Genomic DNA, 19878 nt, shown 5'->3' with positions numbered 1-19878 from the left:
TTGCCCCACTCGGTCACCAGGAGGACCACGCCGATGGCGTCGCCGCCCGAAAAACCGCTCGACCACCGCTACCGGGGCGAACACCCGATACGCACGCTCGTCTACCTGTTCCGAGCCGACCGCCACCGCCTGGCCGGGGCGGTGGCGGTCTTCACCGTCAAGCACAGTCCGGTCTGGCTGCTGCCCCTGATCACCGCGACCATCATCGACACCGTCGTCCAGCACGGGCCGGTCGACGACCTGTGGACCAGCACCGGGATCATCATGTTCATCCTGGTGGTCAACTACCCGCTGCACCTGCTCTACGTCCGTCTCCTGTACGGCAGCGTGCGCCGCATGGGCACCGCCCTGCGCTCCGCGCTGTGCACGCGGATGCAGCAGCTCTCCATCGGCTACCACTCGCGTGTCAGCGCCGGCGTCCTGCAGGCCAAGGTGGTGCGGGACGTGGAGACGGTGGAGCAGATGGTGCAGCAGACCGCGGAGACGGGACTCGGCGCGTTGACCGTGCTCACCGGCGGCCTGGTCATCATCGCCGTGCGCACCCCGGAGTTCCTGCCCGTCTTCCTCGTCGTCGTCCCGGCCGCCTCCCTCCTGGTGGCACGCCTCCGCGCCCGGCTGCGCTCCCACAACGAGCACTTCCGCCACGAGGTGGAGGCCCTGTCCTCCCGGGTCACGGAGATGACCCGGCTCATCCCGGTCACCCGCGCCCACGGCCTGGAGGGCAAGGCGCTGCGCCGCATGGACGGCACCCTGGACCGCCTGCTCACCTCCGGGATGCGCCTCGACCTGGTCAACGGCCGCTTCGGATCGCTGTCCTGGGTCGTGCTCAACGTGGTCGGCGTCCTGGTCCTCGCGGGCGCCGCGCTGATCTCGTACCACGGCGTCTGGGGCGTCACCGCCGGGGACGTCGTCATGCTCAGTGCCTTCCTGACCACCCTCACCAACTCCACGACAACGTTGGCGGGGCTGGCCCCCGTCATCACCAAGGGCCTGGAGTCCGTCCGTTCGGTCGGCGAGGTGCTCCAGGCGCCCGAACTCGAGGACAACGAGGGCAAGGCGGAACTCACCTCGCTGCGCGGAGCCGTCACCTTCCAGGGCGTCGGGCACGTCTTCGAGACCGACGGGCGGGCCGCGGTCAGCGACTTCACCCTGGCCGTGGAGCCCGGCGAGACCATCGCGCTCGTCGGCGCGTCCGGGGCGGGCAAGTCGACGGTGCTCAACCTGGTCATCGGCTTCCTGCGGCCCACCTCGGGCCGACTGCTGCTCGACGGCACCGACATGAGCACCCTGGACCTGCGCACGTACCGGCGGTTCGTCTCGGTGGTGCCGCAGGAGTCGATCCTGTTCGACGGCACGATCCGGGAGAACGTCGCCTACGGCATGGACGAGGCCGACGAGGAGACGGTGCGCCGGGCCCTGCGGGACGCGAACGCGCTGGAGTTCGTCGACCGGCTGCCGCAGGGACTGGACACCCTGGTGGGGGAGCGCGGCGCTCGGTTGTCCGGCGGACAGCGCCAGCGCCTGGCCATCGCCCGGGCCCTCATCCGCGACCCCCGGGTGCTCATCCTGGACGAGGCCACCTCGGCGCTGGACACGCGCTCCGAGGCGCTGGTCCAGCAGGCCCTGGCCCGGTTGCTGCGCGGGCGCACCACGTTCGTCGTCGCGCACCGGTTGTCCACCGTGCGGGGCGCGGACCGGATCGTGGTGATGGCCGACGGCCGGATCCGGGAGACCGGCACCCACGAGGAACTCCTCGGCAGGGGAGGGGCGTACACGGCCCTGCACAGCGGACAGGTGGCCTGAACGTTCTGTCGGGGTTCCGGGTGGTGTTCCGGTCGGCGTTCTGTCCGGTTTCCGCCGGATCTTCTACGGGCCGTGGCGAAGGCCGGACAGGAATCGACTGGTTCTGGTCAATTGAGACCAGGTGCGTGCATGGTGTGAATGTTTCGACCGGGTTCGGGCATACGCAGCGAAAATCGAGAGAGGGGCGCTTCGTGCTCGAACCGGACCCGAGGGTCGTCAGGGAGTTGCTGACGCGGTACGCGTCGTTGCGGATCGCTCAGGCGGAGAGGGAGAGGCCGGCGACGGCGCGCGAACTGGCGGACGTCAGCTACACCCTGTGCGTGATGATGGCGACGACCGGCATCCAGGACGCGGTGGCCAAAGCCGACGCACTGCTGCTCGCCAAGGGACGGACACCGGAAGCCGCTCGCGCGGCGGACCCGGACGAGGAGAGCGGCCTGTCACTGGCCGTGTGACACCGCCGTACCCGGGGCCCGCCCCCCCCGGAACCGGGCCCTGAGCGCCGGTCCGGACCGTGGGGCGGGTCCTACGCGCTGTCCGCGGCGGCGGCCGGCTTCCCGTGGAACGCCGCGCGGTAGGCGTAGGGAGTCGTCCCGACCACCCGGCGGAACCGCTCCCGGAAGGCCGTGGGGGAGCCGAAGCCGGCCTGTCGGGCGATCCGTTCGATCGAGTGGTCGCCGTTCTCCAGCAGGTACTGGGCGCGCCGTACCCGGGCCCGCAGCAGCCACTGCAGCGGGGTCGTGCCCGTCTGCTCACGGAACCGCCGGCTGAACGTGCGCTCGCTCAGGCCCGCGCGTGCGGCCATGGCCCTGAGGGTGACCTCCCCGGCCAGGTTGTCCTCGATCCAGCGCAGCAGGGGCTCCATCTCCGACCCCCGGGGCACGGGCGGTTGCTCGTGCACGATGAACTGGGCCTGCCCGCCCTCCCGTTCCAGCGGCACGACACACATCCGGGCGGCGTGCGCGGCGACGGCAGACCCCAGGTCGCGGCGGATCATGTGCAGGCACATGTCCAGGCCGGCGGCGGCCCCCGCCGAGGTCAGGATCTGCCCGTTGTCGACGTAGAGCACGTCCGGCAGCACCTCGACGCGTGGATGGCGGCGGGCCAGCTCGGCCGCGGCGATCCAGTGGGTGGTCGCCCGCAGACCGTCCAGCAGCCCCGCCTCGGCGAGGACGAACGCGCCCACGCACACCGACGCGATCCGTGTGCCGGCGCCCGCCGCCCGGCGCAGCGCGTCGAGGACGGGTCCGGACGGCGGGCCGGACTCCTCGGAGCGGCCCGGCACGATGATGGTGTCGGCGGTCTCCAAGGCCTCCAGGCCCAGGTCGACGCGGAGGGAGAGGCCCTCCGTGCGCACCTCGGGGGACTCCGCGCACAGCCGGACCCGGTAGGGGCGGCGCCCGTCCGGCAGCCGCGTCCAGTCGAAGGTCTGCATGGGTGCCGCCATGTCGAACGGCACCACGTCGTCGAGGACCAGGATCGCAACCGTGTGCATAACGCCACCCTAGGCGGGTTCCCGCCGGGTGCAGAAGCCCGCGTCGGTCCGCGTCCGCCGCCCGCTCGCCGGACACCGCCTGGTCAGGGCAGTGGCGAGAACCCGTTGGAAGCTGTCGTTTCAGCCGCTGTGCGCTCACCCGCCGGTTTCCTACCGTGGCTTCCGGCGGTGCCGCGCACCTCGCGGAACGGGTACCGCGTCGCCGGCCGACGCCTGCCGTCCGCGCGGCGAACCCACCGATCCAGCCCTCCGGAGCTTCCACCGATGACCAAGATCCTGCTGTCCCTCCACGTCCTGGCCGCGATCATCGCCGTCGGCCCCGTCACCGTCGCGGCCAGCATGTTCCCACCGGCGGTCCGGCGGGCGGCCGTCGCCCTGCCCGGCGGGAACGGGAACGGGGGTGGGGGCGGGGGCGCGGAGGGCAGCGGCGGCGCGGACACGGGCACCGTACGGCTGCTGCATCGCATCTGCCGCGTCTACGCCGGTCTCGGCATCGCCGTGCCGGTCCTCGGCATCGCCACAGCGGCGGCGATGGGCGTCCTCACGGACGCGTGGCTCATCACGTCCCTCGTGCTGACCGCCGGGGCCGCCGGCCTCCTGGTCGCCTTCGTCCTGCCCCGGCAGGAGGACCTCCTGGAACAGCTGGCCGACCGGCGGCCCGTCGAGCGGTCCGGCACGGCCCGGCTCGCCATGTTCACCGGCCTGTTCAACCTGCTGTGGGCCACGGTGACGGTTCTCATGGTCGTCCGGCCCGGCTCCACGACCGGCGCCTGAGCCGCTGTCACGCCTTGGGGGGAATGCGCACGACCGGGATGGCGGGCGCCTAGACTGCTCAGTCGCGCCTCCGTACGGGGGCGGACGACACGAAAGGCGCGTTGACGGGTGTTCCAGGATTCCCCCATCTACGACCGACTCGTCGCCGAATGCGGTGACATTCCCGCGCAGGTGCGCAGGGAGGCCGAGCGCGTGAGCAGGGAACTGGAGGTTGTCATGCGCCCGCTGCTCTCGCCCGGCCACCTGCCGGGCCCCGAACGGCAGGCCTCCCCGGGCGCCGGATGGCAGCGCACCGCCCTGCTGCCCGGCCCGCGCCCGCACTGACGGGCGAACACGTGGGACCTCACCCGAAGACCGTCGCGCCCGGACCTCCCGGACCTCCCGGGCCGCCCGTGTCGACCGGGTCCTGCGACGCGGGACGGGCCAGCCAGTCGGCGATGGTGCGGGCGATCGGCTGACCCGTGTCCACCTCGACGAAACCGAACTGCCCCGACTGATTGCACTCCAGGAACCACCAGGTCCCGTCGCCGTCCTCGGCGAAGTCGAGGGCACCATAGGCGAGTCCCGCCCCCCTCAGATAGGCGCGGACCGCCTCGGCCACGCGCGGCGGCACCTCGGCCGGGCGCCACGGCTCGTGGGACGCCGCGAAACGGACGTCCACCTCGTCCGGGTCCCGGCCCGCGAGGTTCGTCTTCCGAGCGGCCAGCAGCTCGTCGCCGACGGCGGTGAGACGGATGTCGGCACGCTTGGCCACCCGGCGCTGGAGCAACGTCGGGCCGAGCGCGACGGCGGAGAAGTCGGCCTCGGGCGGGACCCGACTGGTCGGCACCGCCAGGGGCGGATCCTGCGGATGGGTGCCGGAGACGGGCTTGACCACCAGGTCCGGGTAGCGCTCGGCGAACTCACGGGCCGCCCGCGGGAACGTCGTGATCAGCGTCGCCGGCACGGGCAGGCCGCAGCGCTGCGCCAGGCGCAGTTGCCAGGGTTTGTACCGGGCCCGGTGGGCCGCGTCCGGCTGGTTCATCCAGCGCGCCCCGCAGTCGCGGAGCATCCCGTAGAGCGCCTGCCCGGCCTCTTCCGTCAGCCACGCGGAGGGCTCGGCGGCCCGGGTGGCGGCGCCGCCAGGCCGGCGGACCCAGACGGACCGCAGCCCGCCGATGCTCACCAGCCGGCCCCCCGAGGACAGGTGCCCCCGGAAGGACCCGTGCGCGAACTCACCGGACAGCGCCACGGAGTCCGTCAGATCGGCGGGGTCCAGGCGGACCACCGGCACTCCCGACGCGTTGAGGTGCACGACCACCATGTCCGCGGTGACGTCCTCTTCACAGGTCAGGATCAACACGGTCATTCGCGACAGCCCGTGTTCAGTCGTCGAAGTGAGTCTTCGACCCCGCGGTGGAGGTCGTGGTCCCCAGCTCTCTCAGCAGCGCGTGGTCACAGGCGGCCGCCCGCCCGTCCAGGAGCACGTTCAACTGAAGCCCGGAGTCGTAGACGTACGGAGTGGTGGCTTCCAACTCCACTGCGGGCCGTGCGTAGTTGAGCGCGAACGGTTGCATCGTCTCTCCCTAGTCGGTGCTGCGCCGATCAGACGACGGCCTCTGCGCACCGTCGCCTGGTCCGCCGACTTCCTTCGGCTTCCAGAGACTTATACGAATCGAACGGGTGAATGGTTTCCTTACGCAGCGTAGTCGTGGGGCCCGGTCGTTCCCCGCTGCCGGTCCACGGCCCCCCGCCGTCCGCCGAGGGAACCGCGCGCGGAGCGCAGGGCGAGCAGCAGTACGCCGATGTCGTCCAGGTACACCGGATCGGGCACCAGGTCCGTCGGAAGCACCAAATAGAGGACGGCACCCCAGAAGACCCACCGCGGGCCGGTGGGAAGCCCGGCCCGCCTGAGTTCCCGTCGGGTGCGCACCAGGCGCACCAGCACACCGACCGCCACCGCGAGCACGATCACCGCCAGCAGTACCGCCGCGGTGACCACCACTGTGGTCGTATCCACCCCGCCCCTCCTTATGGTGCGCGGCACGCACCCCGCTTCACGGATTCCCGCTCGGGGCGCCGACAAGTCCCCGGGAACGCGTCCCTCATCCCTGTGGCCCACTCCGGTGGCAAACCGCCGGGGACGTGCCTAGAAATGGTCAGCACACAGCGCGTGTCGCATGTCGGGGACGCAGGGCGGCCGCACCCCCACCATACGGAGAGATCATGACCACCGGCTCTTCATCACCCCGTTCGCCCGAGTACGCCATATCCGCCGTGGACCTGCCCACCGGGGAGACGACCACGGCCACCGGCACACACCCGCTGCGCCCGGCGGACGCGCGGGCCGACGCGGACCCGGCAGCCACCCACGCCTCGCCCGCCCGTTCACCCGTCTCCTACGCCCCCGTGTCGCACGACCTCCTCGCGCAGAGCCCCGTGGCGCACACCCCCGCCACCCACGACCGCCTCTCCCACGAGCCCGTCCCGCACGAGCCCCTCACCCACGACGGCGCCCACCGGGACCCCGCGCCGAGGGAGGCCGGCACGGAACCGGCGCCTCACGGGGCCGCTCCCCGGGAAGGCGTGTCCCTGCCGTGGGACCCTTCGGTCGAGGACCTCTTCCCCCTCGACCCCGCCGACCACGAGGACGCGGAGCACGAGTACGGCGACCCCGTGGGCGACCTGGTGCGCGCGGCCGTGGCCGACCGGCCGCTGGAGGAGGTCGTCGACCTCATCACGATGCTGGAGCAGTCCCCCCGGTACACGCAGGCCACGATCGACGCGCTCCGGGCGGTCGGCGTGAACCGTTCCGTCGAGGACGTGACCCGGCTGGTCGGCCTGCTGACCCGGCCGCCGCGCGACCCGAACTGCGCGGACGAGGCGATCCGGGCCGCGGCCGAGTGCCGCTCGGTGGAGGACGTGACCCGGCTGATGGAGATGCTGCACCGCACGCCCCTGGAACCGCACTGCGGACAGGAGGCCGTGCGGGCCGCCGCCACCGGCCGGCCCGTGGAGGAACTGGTCCAGCTGATCGGACAGCTGGCCGCGGACGGACGCGTGCGCCCCGACCGCCCCGACGCCCGGCGTCTGCGGGCGGCGCTGGAGGGGGCGGGCGAGGACGGCGGGCCGGGGTCCGCCGCCCGCACGGCGGGGCCGGCCGGCGTTCCCGGCGCCGACCGCCGTGGCCGGGAACGCCGGAGGGGACCACGCCTGACCCGCCGCGGACGCGACCGCGAGGGTCGCCGCGCGCCGCGTGAGGAAGACCGCGAGCGGGAGAGCGCACCGCGTGCCGGCGACCGTGGGCGGGACCGCGCGGCGCGCAGGTCCGCCCGGGGCCCGGTCTGGCCGGCCTGGCTGACCGTCGCCGTCCTCGCCGGCTGCGGCGTGGCCTACTTCCCGCTGCACCAGAACGACGCCTCCGCCCAGGTCTACGCCGTCGCCCTCGGACTGTCGGCGCTCTGCCTGGTGCTGGCCCTGCTGCTGACCCTCCGGCCCGCCGTACCGCTGCTCGCCGCGGCGGTGGTGGCACCGGCCGCACTCGCGGCGGCCAAGCTCTACGGCAGCGCGACACCCTCGGCCCGGGTCGCGAAGGCCGTCGACCTCACGCTGGCACCGACCTGGACCGCCGTCGCCGTCGCCGTACTGGCTTCCCTCGTCGCGCTGACGGCGCTCTGCGCACGGGTGGCGTCCCAGGCGCCCGTGCGGTTCCGGCCGGCCCCCCGGGTGGCCGGCGCGAGCCGGGCCGCGGACTGACCGTCCGCCCCCGCACACCCCGAGGCCCGCGCCGGGACGCCCGGCGCGGGCCTCGGTGCAGCCGCTTCCGCCCGCTTCCCGCCTTCCCCGGTCCGCGCTCAGGCGCCCAGCATGCCCGCGGGGTGCTCGTGTTCGAGCAGGCCGGTGAGCACCCGGTCAGGAGTGAGCGGGAGTTCCCGGAAGCGGATGCCGGTCGCGTGGTGCACGGCGTTGCCGACCGCGGCCGCCGAGCCGACGATGCCGATCTCCCCGATCCCCTTGCTGCCCATGGGGTTGAGGCGGGTGTCGTCCTCGTCGACCCAGTGCGCCTCCAGGGCGGCGACGTCCGCGTGCGCGGGCACGTGGTAGGAGGCCAGGTCGGACTCGGTGAAGTCGCCGAACGCCGGGTCCATCGTGCTGTGCTCGGTCAGCGCCATGCCCAGGCCCATCGTCATGCCTCCGATGAACTGGGACCGCGCGGTGCGGGCGTTGAGGATGCGCCCCGCGGCGAAGACGCCCAGCAGCCGCGTCACGCGTACCTCGCCGGTGACCGTGTCGACGGTGACCTCCGCGAAGTGCGCCCCGAACGCGTGCCGTGCGAAGGGGCTCTCGGCGTCGGCGGTGCCCGAGGTGTCGGCGTCGGCGGCGACCCCCTCGTCGGGCAGGGGGCCCGTGTGCCCGGCCAGGCGGCCGGTCAGCCGGACACACGCCTCGTGCACGGCCCAGCCCCAGGAGGCGGTGCCGGAGGACCCGCCGGCCATGGGCGCGAAGCCGATGTCGCTGTCGGCGATGTCGATCCGGACCCGGTCCAGGGGGACGCCGAGGGCGTCGGCCGCGATCTGCGCGCAGACCGTACGGGCGCCCGTGCCGATGTCGGTAGCGTTGACGCGGACCCGGAAACCGCCGTCGGGCAGGGCGTGCGCCCGCGCGGCGCACGGCGACACCAGCACCGGGTAGGTGGCCGCGGCCACCCCGGTGCCGATCAGCAGGGGCCCGTCGGCGCGCGAGCGGGGACGCGGATCGCGGTCCTCCCAGCCGAACCGGCGGGCGCCCTCGCGCAGACACTCCACCAGGTTCCTGCTGCTGAAGGGCTTGCCGCTGTCCGGCTCGGTCTCCGGCTCGTTGCGGATCCGCAGCTCCACCGGGTCGAGGCCGGTCTCGGTGGCGAGTTCGTCCACCGCCGACTCGAGCGCGTACATGCCCGGGCACTCGCCCGGGGCGCGCATCCAGGACGGGGTGGGCACGTCCAGCCGGGCCACGCGGTGGAGGGTGCGCAGCGCGGGGGAGGCGTACATCACGCGCGCGGGGACCGCCGCCTGCTCCACGAACTCCTTCACCCGGGAGGTGTAGGTGGTCACTTCGTGGACGACGGAGGTGAACCGCCCGTCGGAGTCGGCCCCCAGGCGCAGCCGGTGCAGGGTCGGCGCGCGGTGGCCGACCACGGCGGCCAGGAGGCGGCGCGGCAGCGCGACCGTGACCGGCCGGCCGGTCTCGCGGGCCGCCATCGCGGCCAGCACCACGTCGGGGCGGGGCGTGCCCTTCGACCCGAAGCCGCCGCCCACGTGTTCGGCGAGGACCGTGATGCGGTCCTCGGGCAGTTCGAACATCCTGGCCAGTTCCGCGCGCACGGCGCTGGTGCCCTGGCTGGAGGAGTGCACCGTCAGCCGGTCGCCGTCCCAGCGCGCCGTGCTGCTGTGCGGCTCCATCGGGTGGTTGTGCAGGGGCGGCACCCGGTACTCGACGTCCACCCGGGCGCCCGACGAGGCGAAGGCGCCGTCCGGGTCGCCGTGTTCGGTGACGGCCGGGAACCCGCCGTTGGCCGATTCGGGAACGTACGCCTGCGGATGCGTGGCGGTGAGGGTCACGTCGTGGTCCTCCGCCTCATAGGTGATCCGGACGGCGGCGGCCCCGGCCCGGGCCGCCTCCAGGGTCTCGGCCACCACCAGGCCCACGAACCAGCCCCGGTGCGGGACCCGCGGGTCCTGCAGCACGGCCAGGACGGGATCCTCCGGCTGCGCGAGCCGGGGTGCGTTCTCGTGCGTGAGCACCGCGAGTACGCCGGGCACGGCGAGCGCGGCGGCCGCGTCGACGCCGGTCACCCGGCCCCGCGCCACCGCCGCCGGCACGGGCCAGGCCTGGGCGCGGCCGGGTGCGTCGTGCTCGGCCGCGTACCGGGCGGCGCCGGTGACCTTCTCCCGCCCTTCGCGCCGCTCAACCGGAGCGCCCAGGACGGTATCGGTGCCGGACATGAGGTCCTCCTCGTGGCGCATGGTTCAGGTCGTGGCCGGCGGAGCGAGCCGGCCCAGTACGTCCAGGGCCAGGCGACGGGCCAGCGGCACCTTGTAGGCGTTGTCCCGCAGCGGCTCGGCGGCGGCCAGCTCCAGACCGACGGCGTGCTCGAACGCCGCTGCCGTGGGCGCCGCGCCCAGCAGCGCGTCCTCGGCCCGTCGGGCACGCCAGGGCCGGTGTGCGAGCGCCCCGAAGGCGATGCCGACCCGGTCCACCACCCCGTCCGCGGTGTGCAGGACGACGGCGACCGAGGCCAGCGCGAAGGCGTACGACGCCCGGTCGCGGGCCTTGCGGTAGGCCGAGGGCAGCCCGGCGGTGGCGGCCGGCAGGACCACGCCGGTGATCAGCTCGCCGGGGCGGATCTCGGTGTCCCGCTCGGGCTGCGAGCCCGGCAACCGGTGGAAGTCGGCGGCGGGCACGCTCCGGGCGCCCTCGGGCCCCCGCAGCTCCACGCGCGCGTCGAGGGCGGCGAGCGCCACCGCCATGTCGGAGGGGTGCGTGGCCACGCACTGCTCGGAGTGCCCGAGCACCGCGTGGTCGCGGTGCACGCCCTCCAGCGCGCCGCAACCGGTGCCGGGCTCCCGTTTGTTGCACGGCTTGGACAGGTCCTGGAAGTACGGGCAGCGGGTGCGCTGGAGCAGGTTGCCGCCCGTGGTGGCGGCGTTGCGGAGCTGTCCGGAGGCACCCGCCAGCAACGCCTGCGAGAGGGCGGGCCAGCGGTCACGGACGGTGGGGTGGGCCGCGAGGTCGCTGTTGCGGACCGTCGCGCCGACGCGCAGCGAGCCGTCGGGCAGCTCCTCCACCGCGTCGAGCGGCAGCCGGGTGACGTCGACGAGGGCGGCGGGCGTCTCGACGCCCAGCTTCATCAGGTCGACGAGGTTGGTGCCGCCGCCGAGGTATCGCGCGCCGGGGTGGGCGGCGAAGGCTTCGGTGGCCTCCTCGACGCTGCCGGCCCGCACGTAGGCGAAGGGCTTCACTGGATCACGTCCTCGACCGCGTCGGCGATGCGGGGATACGCGCCGCACCGGCACAGGTTGCCGCTCAGCCGCTCCCGGATCTCGTCCCGGCCCAGCGGGACGGGCTCGCCGGAGGGCGCCCGCGGATCGGTGACGTGGGACGGGTGCCCGGCCGCGGCCTCGGCGAGCACGCCGACCGCCGAGCAGATCTGGCCCGGTGTGCAGTACCCGCACTGGAAGGCGTCGCGCTCCAGGAACGCGCGCTGCACCGGATGCAGTTCCCCGCCGTCCCCGGCGAGGCCCTCGACGGTGGTGATCTCGCTGTCCTCCAGGGCGACGGCGAGCAGCAGGCAGCTGTTGACGCGCCGCCCGTCCACGAGGACCGTGCAGGCTCCGCACTGCCCGTGGTCGCAGCCCTTCTTCGCGCCCGTCAGCCCGAGATCCTCGCGCAGCAGGTCCAGCAGGACCCGGCGGTGGTCGACGCTGAGGGTGTGCGGTTCGCCGTTGACGCGGAGCGTGGTCCGCGATCGTGACGGCTGCGGTGGGGAGGCGTGGGCGGTGCCCTCGTACTGGCTGTCCATGGCGTCGATGACCTTCCGGGGCGGGCCGTGCTGCTGTGCCGTCCGCGTATCCAGGTCACGCCCGCTGACACGTGAGGGTGCCCTCAGTCGCGTCGGTCCGCCGCCGGGTCGCCCTAGGGTGATGCCATGACCACGACACCGGAGGAACACGTCCGTCCCGCTCACGTCGTGCGCGACGCCTACGGCGCCCTTGCGGCCGTCGTCGGCCCGCTCGGGGACGAGGAGTCCTGGCTGCCGACCGACTGCACCGGATGGGCCGTCCGCGATCTGGTGTTCCACCTGCTCGGGGACGCCCGGCGCGCCCTGGTGGCCCTGCACACCCCCGCGGCTCGACCGCCCGACCGCGACGCCGTGAGCTACTGGCGCGACTGGACGCCCGATCCCGTCGGTGCGGCCCACGGACGGCGGTCGAACCGGGTCGCCGCGAGCATGTTCCTCGACTTCCGGCAGCTGAGGGAGCTGTACCTGGAGACGGCGGCGGCGACCGTGGCCGCCGCGACGGCGACGGAGCCCGGGCGCCGGGTGAGCACCCAGGGACACGTCCTGACCGCCGGCGACCTGATGACGACCCTCGGCGTGGAGGCGACCGTCCACCACCTCGACCTGACCGTCGCGCTGCCCACCGCGCCGGGACCGGCACCGGCCGGGCTGACGGCGGTCCGCGCCACCCTCGACGGTCTCCTGGGGCGCCCCGTGCCGCTGGCCTGGAGCGACGAGCACTACGCCCGCGCCGCCACCGGCCGCGTCCCGCTCACGGACAGCGAACGGGACGCCCTCGGCGCCGACGCGGAGCGCGTGCCGCTCTTCAGCTGACGGGGACGGAGGGGGAGACCCCGGGTCAGGTGTGAGGCGCCAGGTGTCAGGCGTCGCGGTCGGCCGTCGGCCGGGCGTCGTCCTGGGCGCCGGTCGCCATGGGGCGCGGCTTGCGGCCGGGGCTCCTGAGCCGTTCCAGCGTCTGGGTCAGTCCCCGCAGCGGGGAGGTCCGGGACGTCTCGGCCGGCGAGGGCAGGGCGGGGGCCGACCCGGCCGACTCCCGGTACGCGGCCAGCGCCTCGGCCGCCCGCTCGGCCGCCTCCCGGTACAGGTCCCGGGACTGGGTCATGGCCTCCAGCGCCTCGGCGTACATGGCCACCAGCCTGCGCTCGCGCGCCAGTTCCTCCGCCATGGTCAGCAGCCGCCAGTCCTCCCGCAGCCCGGCGAGCGCCTTCTCGGCCCCCTCCGGCAACGGTTTCGGCAGCGCGGCGAAGGACGTCACCGCCGCGATCAGCTCGGTCGGCTCGGAACCGTCCAGGAAGACGGAGCGGACGGCGAAGTCCTCGGGCTTGTAGGCGGACGGCGCCGGGGTCCCGGGCAGGACCACGGCGCCGCCGCGCGGTACCTGGACGCCGAAGTCCTCCAGGGCCCAGTTCACCACCCGCAGCTGCTGCGGCGCGGCGCGGTGCTCGACCACGCGGTGCCGCAGACCGGGCGGCAGCCGGTCCGCCAGCGGGATCCGGCCGCGGTGGTCGGGGGTCATCGCCTCGTGCACGACGACGTGGATGTTCCACGCACCGCGCCCGGCGTCCTTGAGCAGCCGGCGAACGGCCTTGTCGTCGTCCGGCAGGGTGTTGATGCCCCGCATCCGCAGGCCGGTGGCGGTGTCGCGGTCCCAGGTGACGTCCGGGTCGTCCGGCCAGAACACGGTGGCGGGCGAGGGCCAGGCGTCGTCCCAGGCCTCCTCGGCCTCCGCGAGGAGGGTCCACTCCTGCCCGCCGGCGGAGGCGGGCGCCAGGAGCAGCCTGGCCCGCACGGTGACGGGCCCGGGGGCCTTCCAGCGGGCCTCGAAGATCCGGTCACCGGGGACCCCGTCGCCGGTCTGTTCCGCGGGCAGTTCCAGGAAGTCGTCGATGACGCGGCTGTCCTTCAGCCGCTGCAGGGTGTGCCGGACGGAGTCCTCCGCCGCGGATCCGACGTGGCGGCCGCGAGCGGGCCACACCGTGGGCGGAGTCGTGGGGCGGGCGGTGGCTGAGGTCGGCATGAGTCCATCGGGGAGCAGGGGCACGGGCGCGTGACCCGTCCGGCGGATCATGCCGCGGCCGCGGTGCGGTTCGGGTGCCGTCGCCCGACCGCGACCTGATCCGCCGGACAGGCCCGAGGCCAGTATCGTCGCCGCAGGTCAGCCGAGAGCACCCGGGGGGCCGCCGACCGGGCGGGCCGCGGCGCGGCGCGCGGTGTGGCCGACGGGGGACGGGGTGCGTGGGGGGCCAGGGTGGGAAGGAGCACGGCGACCGACCGTACGGCACGAGAAGGAGCGAGCTGATGAACCTGGACCTCGGGGGACGCACCGCGCTGGTCACGGGCTCCTCGCAGGGCATCGGGGCGGCGATCGCCGCCGGACTGGCCCGGGCGGGCGCCACGGTGGGCGTCAACGGACGCGAATCCGGGCGGCTGGAGGAGGGCGTCGGGAGACTGCGCGAACAGGTGCCGGAGGGCGCGTTCGTGCCGGTCGTGGCCGACCTGGGCACCGAGGAGGGCGCCGAGCGGGCGCTGGAGACCATGCCCGACGTTGACATCCTCGTGAACAACCTGGGCGTCTTCGGCGCGGTGCCCGCGCTGGAGATCAGCGACGACGAGTGGCGCCGCTACTTCGAGATCAACGTCCTCGCGGGTGTCAGGCTGACGCGCGCCCATCTCCCCCGGATGAGGGAACGGGGCTGGGGCCGGGTGCTGTACATCGCGAGCGACTCGGCCGTCGTCGTCCCGGCCGAGATGATCCACTACGGGGTCTCCAAGACGGCGCTGCTCGGGGTGGGCCGGGGCTTCGCCAAGGAGGCGGCGGGCAGCGGCGTCACGGTGAACTGCGTCATCGCCGGACCCACCCGCACCGAGGGCGTCGAGGACTTCGTGTACCAGCTGGTCGGCCGCGACCTGCCCTGGGAGGAGGCCCAGCGCGTCTTCATGCGGGAGCACCGCCCGCAGTCGCTGCTCCAGCGGCTGATCGAGCCCGAGGAGATCGCCAACCTGGTGGTGTACCTGAGTTCACCCCAGGCGTCCGCCACGACCGGGGCGGCGGTCCGGGTCGACGGGGGATACGTCGACTCGATCCTGCCGTAGCGGCACGGAGCCGGGACCGCGCCGCCGCGGGCGCGGTTCCGGCGGGTCATGCGTCCGGTTCGGCGCGTCGCCGGTCCGCCTCGTCCCAGGCACGGGTGTCACGCGGCTCGACGTAGGGCTCGTCCTCCGGCGGATGGCCTCCGTCGATCACCCGCTGCCGGGCCAGCTCGGCGTCGAACTCCAGGCCGAGCAGGATCGCCAGGTTCGTCACCCAGAGCCACACCAGGAAGATGATGACACCGGCCAGGGTGCCGTACGTCTTGTTGTACGAGCCGAAGTTGGCCACGTAGAAGGCGAACCCGGCGGAGGCGAGGAGCCAGATCAGCAGGGCGAGCACACTGCCCGGCGAGATCCACTTGAAGCCCTTGACGCGGGCGTTCGGCGTGGCCCAGTACAGGATCGCGATCATGAACGTCACGAGGACGACCAGCACCGGCCACTTGGCGATCGACCACACCGTCATCGCGGTGTCGCCGACGCCCAGCGCGGTGCCGACCTGCTGGGCCAGGCTGCCGGTGAACACGACGATGAGCGCGCTGACCACCGCGAGCACCAGCAGCACCACGGTGAGGGCCACCCGCAGCGGCAGCACCTTCCACACCGGGCGCCCCTCCGGGACGTCGTAGACGGCGTTCGCCGAGCGGATGAACGCGGCCACGTAACCCGACGCCGACCAGACGGCGCCGACCAGGCCCACCACCGCGAGGACGGAGCCGAGACCGGCCTTGGCCTGCAACTGCTCCACCGCGTCGGTGATGATGTCCCGCGCGGATCCGGGCGCGAGTTTCTGGATGTTGTCCAGGACCTCCTGGGTGGCGGACTGCCCGGCGATCCCGAGCAGGGACACCAGCACCAGCAGCGCCGGGAACAGCGACAGGATGCCGTAGTAGGTCAGGGCGGCGGCCCGGTCGGTCAGCTCGTCGTCCTTGAACTCGGAGATCACGCGGCGCAGCAGGGCGGACCACGAGCGTTTCGGCAGCTCGGTGGGGGAGTCGGGGGCGGCGCGCTCGGTGGAGGCGTCCGGACCGTAGTCCTCGGGCGCCTTCCCGTCCGGTGCCGCGTCCGTCGAGTCGTCCTTCGGGTGCTTCCCGCGATGGGGCAGATGCAGTCGGGCCATGGGCCCCGGGTTGCCCGTCCCGGCGCGTCCACGCCCCTGTGCGCGGCGCGCGTGCCCGGTGTGCGGCCGGCACCCGCGCCCGGCGCCCTTCACCCGTGGCCGCGCAGGGGGTGCGGCCCTCACCATGGTCCGGCGGGCAGGCCCGCCCACCATCCGCAGCGGGGCGGGCCTGCCCGCGCCACCTCTGCCCTGGCCGGATTCCACCCGGCCGAAATGCGCAGTATCCCGCAGCGCGCGCACGTTCCTCTGGAAAATGCCAAAGCCCTCACCGGACGCGTGCACTTTCCGTAGTCTCGGCGTCACGTTCGCGGTACTGCCGTGCAGGGGAGGGGATCCGGCGTGCCCGGAATCGACGAGAGTCTGCTGGAAGCCATGCGGCTGCCCGGCGCACGGGGCGCGTCGCTGGTCGACTGGATCAGCGGGCTCGCCCTGGGTGCCGTGGGCGACGCGCCGGGCGGCGACTGGGAGGCGACGGCGGCGGAGACCGCGGAACTGGCCCGGCACGTCGCGGAGAGCGGTTCCCTGGCGGCGGGCAGCGCCGCCGGCGGCGGCGCACCCGGGCAGGACGCGTCGGCCGGGGACGTGAAGGAACCCTCGGTCGAGGACCTGATCGCCACCACGGCCGACGCCTACCACCTGCTCAGGTTCGTCAGCACCCCCTTCGACAGCACCGTCTTCCTCCACCTGTGGCTGGGCCGCGACGACGGAAACCTGGCCCTGGCCCGCATCCGGCTGGCCGAGATGGCGGATCGGCTGGTGCTCGGATGACCAGGGTCACGACCACCTGGGCCGGGCACGAGACGACGTCGGCGGCTCTGACCGCGCTCGCGGACGAGGGGGCGACCGGCGCCCTCTCCGGCGAGCGGGGCATCGTCTACCTGTCGGCGGGCCGCGTCGTGCACGTGGAGTCGGCCTTCGCCCCGGACCTCGGAGCGCTGCTGACCCGCAGCGGCGCCGTCCCTCCGGACGGCTGGTGGGACGCGGTCGACCGGGGCGGGACGCAGCACCGGGTCGGGCGCCGGCTCGTGGACAGCGGCCGGCTCGCCGCCGGGGCGCTGGAACTCTGCCACCTCGGCGCGCTCTTCGACGCCGCGTACTTCGTCCTCGCCCAGGACACCCGCGCCCACCGCTTCCGGCCGGGTGCCGCGCACTGGCTCGGCGCGGTCCGCTCCGTACCCGTGGACGTCCTCGTACGCGAGTCCGGCCGCCGGCGCGCCCTGCTGGACCGCATATGGCCGGACCCCGACATCGACACCGTCCCCCTCACCCGGCTGCCCGACGCCGGCGCCGCCGGTCTGCCGGCGCGACGCGGTCGCACCCTGACGCAGGTGGACGGCGTGCGCACCGCCGCGGAGATCGCCTCGGCGCTCGCCTGCCGCACGTACCACACCCTCGTCGAACTGCGCCGCCTGGCCGCCGACGGCCTCGTCGCCGCGGTGCCGCCCGCCCCCGAGCCCCTCGCGCCGACCCCTCAGCCGCGCGGCGTCGTGTGGGACGACCCGGACACGGCCCTGCTGCGACGGCTTCGAGACGCCCTGGAGGCCCTGTGATCCGCGCGCGTCGCCAGCGTGCCGAAAGGAGACTGCTCATGGCCGTCGAGAGCGACGTCCTGGACGAACTGCACCGACTGCGCAACCGTGTGCCCCAGCTGACGGGATCGCTCGCGGCCACCGTCGACGGGCTCGTCCTGGCCCACGACGCGCCGGGCACCGAACCCGAGGGGCTCGCCGCGCTCACCGCCGCGGCTCTCGGCGTCGCCCACCGCACGGCCGACGCCACCGCGCGCGGCGGCTTCCGCGAACTGCTGCTGCGCGGGGCCGAGGGCTACGTCGCCACCTACGCCGCCGGACCGGCCGCCGTGCTCACCCTGCTCGCCGACGGCCGGGTCAACGTGGGGCGGCTGCACCTGGAGGGCCGCCGCAGCGGCGCCCGGATCGGTGAGCTGGTGGAGGCCCGCATCGGCACGGAGCGCGGTCGCCCCCCGGCCGCCGAGCACGTCGCGGCGCTGCCCGCGGACGCCGCGCGTCCCATCGGCACCCTGCCGGTGCGCACCCCCCAGCGGCCCACCCACCAACCGAGCCCCCAGGCCGGCGGCCACCGCCGGCCCACCTGATCCGACGACCGCGCACCGACCCACCACCCCGTACTGATCGCGTCCGGAAAGGAACCCACGCATGGCCAACCTGGAGACCTCGCTCAAGGAATGCCTCAGCTCCATCGACGGAGCGACCGCCGCCGCGCTGGTCGACTACACCAGCGGCATGGCCCTCGGCACGCTCGGGGGCGGCAAGGACTTCAACCTGGAGGTCGCCGCCGCCGGCAACACCGACGTCGTGCGGTCCAAGCTGCGCACCATGGAGCACCTCGGTCTGAAGGAGGAGATCGAGGACATCCTGATCACCCTGAACACCCAGTACCACATGATCCGCCTGCTCAAGGGCCGGGGCGGCAACGGGCTGTTCCTCTACCTGGTGCTCGACGCGGGCCGCGCCAACCTGGCCATGGCCCGCCACCAGCTGCGCCGGATCGAGAACGAACTGGACGTCTGAGTCCGGACGACCCGCTCTCACACGGATGGGCAGGAGCGGCACCTTCCCGCTCCTGCCCACCGTCAGTGCCGGTCCACCGCCCGGCGGCGGACCGACGAGGCTCAGGCGCCGCTCGCCCGGAGCATGTCCTCACGCTCGACGAGCTTCACGCGCTCGCGCCCCTGCGGCTCGCCCAGCGCCTTCTCCGCGGCGTCCAGCTGGTACCAGCCGTCCCAGGTGGTGAAGCGGATGTTCCGCTCGGCGAGGAAGGCGTCCACGGCCTCCGGAGCGGGCGCGGCCGGGGTCTGGAGCCGGCCGTTCGCGAAGTCGTCCAGCAGGTTGGCCACCGTCTCGTTGGCGTCGCCCTTGGTGTGGCCGATCAGGCCGACCGGGCCACGCCGGATCCAGCCGGTGACGTACATCGACTGCAGGTGCTCGCCGGACTCCTGGAGGACCCGGCCGCCCTGGTCCGGGACCGTGCCCGAGTCGATGTCCCAGGGCAGCTTGGGGAGCTGGTCGGACAGGTAGCCCACGGCCCGGTAGACCGCCTGGACGTCCCAGTCCTTGAACTCGCCGGTGCCCTTGACGTTGCCGGTGCCGTCCAGCTCGGTGCGCTCGGTGCGCAGGCCGACGACCTTGCCGTCCTCGCCGAGGATCTCCGAGGGCGACTCGAAGAAGTGCAGGAACAGCTTGTGCGGCCGGTCGCCGACGTCGCGGATCGCCCAGTTCTCCAGCGTCTTGGCGACCATGTCGGCCTGCTTGTTGCCGCGCCGGGTGGCGATCGAGCCCTCGTCGTAGTCGATGTCCTCGGGGTCGACGATGACCTCGATGTTCGGGGAGTGGTCCAGCTCCCGCAGCTCCATCGGGGAGAACTTCGCCTGTGCCGGGCCGCGGCGGCCGAAGACGTGGACCTCCATCGCCTTGTTGGCCTTGAGGCCCTCGTAGACGTTCGGCGGGATCTCGGTCGGCAGCAGCTCGTCCGCGGTCTTGGCGAGGACGCGCGCGATGTCCAGGGCCACGTTGCCGACGCCGAGGACGGCGACCTTCTCCGCCTCCAGCGGCCAGGTGCGCGGGACGTCGGGGTGTCCGTCGTACCAGGCGACGAAGTCGGCGGCGCCGTAGGACCCGTCGAGGTCGATGCCGGGGACGGACAGGGCCCGGTCCGCGGTGGCACCGGTGGCGAAGATCACACCGTCGTAGAAGGCGCGCAGGTCGTCCAGGCTGAGGTCGGTGGGGTAGTCCACGTTGCCGAAGAGGCGGATCTGCGGCTTGTCGAGCACCTGGTGCAGGGCGGTGATGATGCCCTTGATCCGCGGGTGGTCGGGGGCGACGCCGTACCGGATGAGGCCGAACGGGGCGGGCATGCGCTCGAAGATGTCGATGGAAACGCCCGGGTCGGCGGCCACTTCGGACTTGAGCAGGGCGTCGGCGGCGTAGATTCCGGCGGGGCCGGATCCGACGATGGCTACCCGCAGGGGGCGGGGCATGTTCAGTTCCCTTCGAGCGGCGACAGATCGACTCTCCGGGA

21 protein-coding genes are annotated in these 19878 nt (G+C 73.8%); 11 read left to right on the top strand and 10 right to left on the bottom strand.

Annotated features, from left to right (window positions below; genetic code table 11):
• Window positions 1–33 precede the first annotated feature (33 nt).
• Both ACZ6EG_RS23210 and ACZ6EG_RS23205 read left to right on the top strand, forming a co-directional pair.
• Window positions 34–1803, top strand: a complete 1770-nt coding sequence (locus ACZ6EG_RS23210; protein WP_469607176.1) for an ABC transporter ATP-binding protein — start codon at window positions 34–36, stop codon at window positions 1801–1803.
• 191 nt (window positions 1804–1994) lie between these two features.
• Window positions 1995–2258, top strand: coding sequence for a DUF5133 domain-containing protein (locus tag ACZ6EG_RS23205; RefSeq protein ID WP_391970606.1), 264 nt, complete (start codon window positions 1995–1997; stop codon window positions 2256–2258).
• A gap of 71 nt (window positions 2259–2329) precedes the next feature.
• Here ACZ6EG_RS23205 and ACZ6EG_RS23200 read toward each other — a convergent pair whose 3' ends face one another.
• Entirely contained in the window at window positions 2330–3298 is a 969-nt protein-coding gene (locus ACZ6EG_RS23200; protein WP_391970605.1) for a GlxA family transcriptional regulator, read from the bottom strand.
• Between the two features lie 264 nt (window positions 3299–3562).
• On the opposite strand from ACZ6EG_RS23200, the gene ACZ6EG_RS23195 reads away from it, so the two are divergent.
• Complete coding sequence (locus ACZ6EG_RS23195) at window positions 3563–4072, top strand: hypothetical protein (RefSeq protein ID WP_469607171.1); 510 nt, start codon at window positions 3563–3565, stop codon at window positions 4070–4072.
• Window positions 4073–4180: 108 nt separating this feature from the next.
• Window positions 4181–4396: a hypothetical protein gene (locus ACZ6EG_RS23190; protein ID WP_356604892.1), complete on the top strand. Its 216-nt coding sequence runs from the start codon at window positions 4181–4183 to the stop codon at window positions 4394–4396.
• A gap of 19 nt (window positions 4397–4415) precedes the next feature.
• On the opposite strand, the gene tgmB is transcribed toward ACZ6EG_RS23190, so the two are convergent.
• From tgmB to ACZ6EG_RS23175, 3 genes are all read right to left on the bottom strand, one after another.
• Window positions 4416–5420 carry an ATP-grasp ribosomal peptide maturase gene (gene tgmB, locus ACZ6EG_RS23185; protein ID WP_469607168.1) on the bottom strand — a complete coding sequence of 335 codons (1005 nt, stop codon included), beginning with the start codon at window positions 5418–5420 and terminating at the stop codon, window positions 4416–4418.
• Window positions 5421–5436: 16 nt separating this feature from the next.
• On the bottom strand, window positions 5437–5628 hold the full coding sequence (gene tgmA, locus ACZ6EG_RS23180) for a putative ATP-grasp-modified RiPP (protein WP_053141012.1): 192 nt from the start codon (window positions 5626–5628) through the stop codon (window positions 5437–5439).
• A 119-nt stretch (window positions 5629–5747) separates the two neighbouring features.
• Window positions 5748–6071 carry a YkvA family protein gene (locus tag ACZ6EG_RS23175; RefSeq protein ID WP_391970603.1) on the bottom strand — a complete coding sequence of 108 codons (324 nt, stop codon included), beginning with the start codon at window positions 6069–6071 and terminating at the stop codon, window positions 5748–5750.
• Between the two features lie 206 nt (window positions 6072–6277).
• Between ACZ6EG_RS23175 and ACZ6EG_RS23170 the strand changes: the two genes are divergently transcribed.
• On the top strand, window positions 6278–7807 hold the full coding sequence (locus ACZ6EG_RS23170) for a hypothetical protein (protein WP_391970602.1): 1530 nt from the start codon (window positions 6278–6280) through the stop codon (window positions 7805–7807).
• Between the two features lie 98 nt (window positions 7808–7905).
• Here ACZ6EG_RS23170 and ACZ6EG_RS23165 read toward each other — a convergent pair whose 3' ends face one another.
• Genes ACZ6EG_RS23165 through ACZ6EG_RS23155 form a run of 3 tightly spaced genes read right to left on the bottom strand, consistent with a single transcriptional unit; the run spans window position 7906 to window position 11612 of the window.
• A complete protein-coding gene (locus tag ACZ6EG_RS23165; RefSeq protein ID WP_391970601.1) occupies window positions 7906–10035 on the bottom strand; it encodes a xanthine dehydrogenase family protein molybdopterin-binding subunit in 2130 nt (709 codons plus the stop codon).
• A gap of 24 nt (window positions 10036–10059) precedes the next feature.
• Window positions 10060–11052: an FAD binding domain-containing protein gene (locus tag ACZ6EG_RS23160; protein WP_391970600.1), complete on the bottom strand. Its 993-nt coding sequence runs from the start codon at window positions 11050–11052 to the stop codon at window positions 10060–10062.
• Window positions 11049–11612 carry a (2Fe-2S)-binding protein gene (locus ACZ6EG_RS23155; protein WP_391970599.1) on the bottom strand — a complete coding sequence of 188 codons (564 nt, stop codon included), beginning with the start codon at window positions 11610–11612 and terminating at the stop codon, window positions 11049–11051. Before ACZ6EG_RS23155 ends, ACZ6EG_RS23160 begins: the two co-directional genes overlap by 4 nt.
• Before the next feature lie 126 nt (window positions 11613–11738).
• Here ACZ6EG_RS23155 and ACZ6EG_RS23150 point away from each other — a divergent pair, with 126 nt between their 5' ends.
• Window positions 11739–12425 carry a maleylpyruvate isomerase N-terminal domain-containing protein gene (locus ACZ6EG_RS23150; RefSeq protein WP_469607159.1) on the top strand — a complete coding sequence of 229 codons (687 nt, stop codon included), beginning with the start codon at window positions 11739–11741 and terminating at the stop codon, window positions 12423–12425.
• A gap of 46 nt (window positions 12426–12471) precedes the next feature.
• Here the strand turns inward: ACZ6EG_RS23150 and ACZ6EG_RS23145 are convergent, their stop codons facing one another.
• Window positions 12472–13629, bottom strand: coding sequence for a hypothetical protein (locus ACZ6EG_RS23145; protein ID WP_391970597.1), 1158 nt, complete (start codon window positions 13627–13629; stop codon window positions 12472–12474).
• 281 nt (window positions 13630–13910) lie between these two features.
• Between ACZ6EG_RS23145 and ACZ6EG_RS23140 the strand changes: the two genes are divergently transcribed.
• Window positions 13911–14705, top strand: coding sequence for an SDR family NAD(P)-dependent oxidoreductase (locus ACZ6EG_RS23140; RefSeq protein ID WP_469607157.1), 795 nt, complete (start codon window positions 13911–13913; stop codon window positions 14703–14705).
• Window positions 14706–14751: 46 nt separating this feature from the next.
• Here the strand turns inward: ACZ6EG_RS23140 and ACZ6EG_RS23135 are convergent, their stop codons facing one another.
• Entirely contained in the window at window positions 14752–15822 is a 1071-nt protein-coding gene (locus ACZ6EG_RS23135; RefSeq protein WP_391970595.1) for a YihY/virulence factor BrkB family protein, read from the bottom strand.
• Window positions 15823–16161: 339 nt separating this feature from the next.
• On the opposite strand from ACZ6EG_RS23135, the gene ACZ6EG_RS23130 reads away from it, so the two are divergent.
• From ACZ6EG_RS23130 to ACZ6EG_RS23115, 4 genes are all read left to right on the top strand, one after another.
• On the top strand, window positions 16162–16590 hold the full coding sequence (locus ACZ6EG_RS23130) for a hypothetical protein (RefSeq protein ID WP_391970594.1): 429 nt from the start codon (window positions 16162–16164) through the stop codon (window positions 16588–16590).
• On the top strand, window positions 16587–17372 hold the full coding sequence (locus ACZ6EG_RS23125; protein WP_391970593.1) for a hypothetical protein: 786 nt from the start codon (window positions 16587–16589) through the stop codon (window positions 17370–17372). Before ACZ6EG_RS23130 ends, ACZ6EG_RS23125 begins: the two co-directional genes overlap by 4 nt.
• Before the next feature lie 38 nt (window positions 17373–17410).
• Window positions 17411–17935: a roadblock/LC7 domain-containing protein gene (locus ACZ6EG_RS23120; RefSeq protein ID WP_356604866.1), complete on the top strand. Its 525-nt coding sequence runs from the start codon at window positions 17411–17413 to the stop codon at window positions 17933–17935.
• Window positions 17936–17996: 61 nt separating this feature from the next.
• Window positions 17997–18371, top strand: coding sequence for a roadblock/LC7 domain-containing protein (locus ACZ6EG_RS23115; protein ID WP_391970592.1), 375 nt, complete (start codon window positions 17997–17999; stop codon window positions 18369–18371).
• Window positions 18372–18472: 101 nt separating this feature from the next.
• Here the strand turns inward: ACZ6EG_RS23115 and ACZ6EG_RS23110 are convergent, their stop codons facing one another.
• Window positions 18473–19837 carry an FAD-dependent oxidoreductase gene (locus ACZ6EG_RS23110; RefSeq protein ID WP_391970591.1) on the bottom strand — a complete coding sequence of 455 codons (1365 nt, stop codon included), beginning with the start codon at window positions 19835–19837 and terminating at the stop codon, window positions 18473–18475.
• Between the last annotated feature and the right edge of the window lie 41 nt (window positions 19838–19878).

The sequence above is a fragment of the Streptomyces sp. NPDC041968 genome, assembly GCF_055589025.1.
The sequence above is the reverse complement of the archived record's forward strand: the minus strand, read 5'-3'. Positions and strand labels throughout refer to the sequence as shown.

Coding starts and splice junctions, on each gene's coding strand:
- ACZ6EG_RS23210 (WP_469607176.1), top strand. CDS start 34: ATGGCGTCGCCGCCCGAAAAACCGCTCGACCACCGCTACCGGGGCGAA.
- ACZ6EG_RS23200 (WP_391970605.1), bottom strand. CDS start 3,298: ATGCACACGGTTGCGATCCTGGTCCTCGACGACGTGGTGCCGTTCGAC.
- ACZ6EG_RS23195 (WP_469607171.1), top strand. CDS start 3,563: ATGACCAAGATCCTGCTGTCCCTCCACGTCCTGGCCGCGATCATCGCC.
- tgmB (WP_469607168.1), bottom strand. CDS start 5,420: ATGACCGTGTTGATCCTGACCTGTGAAGAGGACGTCACCGCGGACATG.
- tgmA (WP_053141012.1), bottom strand. CDS start 5,628: ATGCAACCGTTCGCGCTCAACTACGCACGGCCCGCAGTGGAGTTGGAA.
- ACZ6EG_RS23170 (WP_391970602.1), top strand. CDS start 6,278: ATGACCACCGGCTCTTCATCACCCCGTTCGCCCGAGTACGCCATATCC.
- ACZ6EG_RS23165 (WP_391970601.1), bottom strand. CDS start 10,035: ATGTCCGGCACCGATACCGTCCTGGGCGCTCCGGTTGAGCGGCGCGAA.
- ACZ6EG_RS23155 (WP_391970599.1), bottom strand. CDS start 11,612: ATGGACAGCCAGTACGAGGGCACCGCCCACGCCTCCCCACCGCAGCCG.
- ACZ6EG_RS23150 (WP_469607159.1), top strand. CDS start 11,739: ATGACCACGACACCGGAGGAACACGTCCGTCCCGCTCACGTCGTGCGC.
- ACZ6EG_RS23145 (WP_391970597.1), bottom strand. CDS start 13,629: ATGCCGACCTCAGCCACCGCCCGCCCCACGACTCCGCCCACGGTGTGG.
- ACZ6EG_RS23140 (WP_469607157.1), top strand. CDS start 13,911: ATGAACCTGGACCTCGGGGGACGCACCGCGCTGGTCACGGGCTCCTCG.
- ACZ6EG_RS23135 (WP_391970595.1), bottom strand. CDS start 15,822: ATGGCCCGACTGCATCTGCCCCATCGCGGGAAGCACCCGAAGGACGAC.
- ACZ6EG_RS23125 (WP_391970593.1), top strand. CDS start 16,587: ATGACCAGGGTCACGACCACCTGGGCCGGGCACGAGACGACGTCGGCG.
- ACZ6EG_RS23120 (WP_356604866.1), top strand. CDS start 17,411: ATGGCCGTCGAGAGCGACGTCCTGGACGAACTGCACCGACTGCGCAAC.
- ACZ6EG_RS23115 (WP_391970592.1), top strand. CDS start 17,997: ATGGCCAACCTGGAGACCTCGCTCAAGGAATGCCTCAGCTCCATCGAC.
- ACZ6EG_RS23110 (WP_391970591.1), bottom strand. CDS start 19,837: ATGCCCCGCCCCCTGCGGGTAGCCATCGTCGGATCCGGCCCCGCCGGA.